This is a genomic window from uncultured Campylobacter sp., from assembly GCF_937997405.1.
Classification (GTDB): Bacteria; Campylobacterota; Campylobacteria; order Campylobacterales; family Campylobacteraceae; genus Campylobacter_B.
Genome location: NZ_CALKTL010000100.1, coordinates 1 through 1,811, shown reverse-complemented (window position 1 = coordinate 1,811; position 1,811 = coordinate 1). Strand labels below are relative to the sequence as shown.

Annotated in this window: 2 protein-coding genes and 1 pseudogene; all 3 read right to left on the bottom strand. The window is 48.9% G+C overall.

The genetic code is table 11. From position 1 onward, the window contains the following. Positions 1-334 (bottom strand): annotated as a pseudogene (locus Q0372_RS05430) (SMI1/KNR4 family protein); the annotation flags it as partial. Positions 335-657: 323 nt separating this feature from the next. Then, complete coding sequence (locus Q0372_RS05425) at positions 658-795, bottom strand: hypothetical protein (RefSeq protein ID WP_297961557.1); 138 nt, start codon at positions 793-795, stop codon at positions 658-660. A gap of 86 nt (positions 796-881) precedes the next feature. Beyond that, positions 882-1,568 (bottom strand): tyrosine-protein phosphatase, encoded by a 687-nt coding sequence (locus tag Q0372_RS05420; protein ID WP_298103495.1) that lies wholly within the window; start codon positions 1,566-1,568, stop codon positions 882-884. Positions 1,569-1,811: the final 243 nt, after the last annotated feature.

Sequence of the window (1,811 nt, the reverse complement as noted above, 5' to 3'; positions counted from 1 at the left end):
CCTTGGTGAACAGGAACTCCAGGAAGGCCTTGGCCTCTCGCTTGACCTCTGAGGCAAGCTCGCGATCCTCGCCGTAAAACCAATACCTTAGCTCCTCGTCGCGATTTTTCGGCTCATCCGTGAAAAATACGATGTCCGTGCCGCCCTCGCGCTCATCGTCGCTCCAGCCCTGCTGCAGCCGATCCTGCGGGTAGAGATAGCCGCGTCTGCGCCCGCCCGCGTCGTCATAAAAGCCGTTTGCTTCGATCCACGCATAAAGCGCCTCAAGCTCGCTCGGCACGCGCATGCCCTGCGGTAGTGCTTCGCGCAGCTGCGCTAGTAATAAATTTTCCACGATCGCTCCTTTTGCTGAATTTACAGCTCGAATTTTACTTTATTTCGGCTAAATTTAGGGATATTTTTCTAATATCTGCGGCGTTTTACGCGCCTCGTCGCCGCAAGCGCAAATCGGGCTCTTTAAATTTAGCCGATTTTCGTTGCGATACGCACGCGGCGGCGCGAGCGCATATTTGAAAAAAGTATGATAATTTTAAGTAGAAAAATGCGTAAAATTTTACGACTTAAATTTTATTATTTTAAGGTCTCTTTGCTTTTTTGTAGAAATTTACGGTTTTAAATTTAGCTCGCCGCAAAGAGTGAAATTTTGACGAGCGATACCTATAAATTTAAAATTTCTCGCGCCTTTTGTTTGCACGCCTCAAATTTTTGCTCAAACTCCGCGCGTCTTTGCAGCTCGTTTTTCGCCCCTATTTTGGTGTATCCCGAGCCTCGCCCCAGAAAATATACGTAGCCCATATTCTAAAATTTCGTTATAAATGGCATTTTGTCATTATTAAATTTACAAATTTTGCCGCCGTCTGATCGGGCGGGCGAAATTTCGTCTAAATTCCAAGCTCGGCTCTTACGAGCGCTTCGTTTTGCGGCGTCAAAAAGCCCGCGATATCCTGCCACATGGAGTGAAAGCCGTATCCGCCGTCTATCATCTCGCTGCGCGCGGCATCCAGGCTCCAGCCCTGATAGATCACGCGGTACATCGCCACCACAAGCCCCGTGCGATCGGCTCCGTGATAGCAGTGCACGAGCACGGCGCCCTCCTTTTGGCGCTCGCGAATGGTGCGCAAAACGTCCGCTATCTGCGCGGGCTTTATTTCCCAGCTTTGAAGCGGCTTGTTCGTGAGCCAAAATTGATCCCCAAACGCCCTTCTATCGCCGCCTCTGCTAAAATGACGCAGATTTACGATACTTTTGATGCCAAGCTCGTGCAGCTTTGCGGCGTCGCTTCCGTCAAGCTGGGCGCTGCGAAATAGCCGCTCGTCCACGCGGTAGAAATTTTTCGCTTCGTCGATAAGGGTTGCTTTTTGCGATGAGTTTGAGTTTATGCCGCGCGCTGCTGTATCTGCGCTCTTAAATCGCGCGTTTTGAAATTTGGCGTCTTTTGCGTCCGCGAGATTTTGTTCCACGCCGCTCGTTTTTCTAAAATTTATGGAATTCGCATCTGTCGCAAGCTCCGCATTCATGCCGGTCGCAAAGAAAAATACGACCGCTAGCGCAAGGGTTTTAAATTTCAAATTTCATCCTTTAAATTTGGCTAAATTTTATGATTTTTGTAAAATTTGACGCTCGCAGCTAAAATGCAAAATAGCGAGCACGCATGAATTTAACGCAAAATTTGAGCGTCAAGCCTGCCCAAATCGCCGCGGGATTTCGCCGCAAGCCTGCAAATCGCGCCGTAAAATCAAAATTTCGTTTTAAATTTCCCCGTTCCCACCCTCGGTATCGCTAGATCAGTACGCGGTAGTTACATTGCGTAG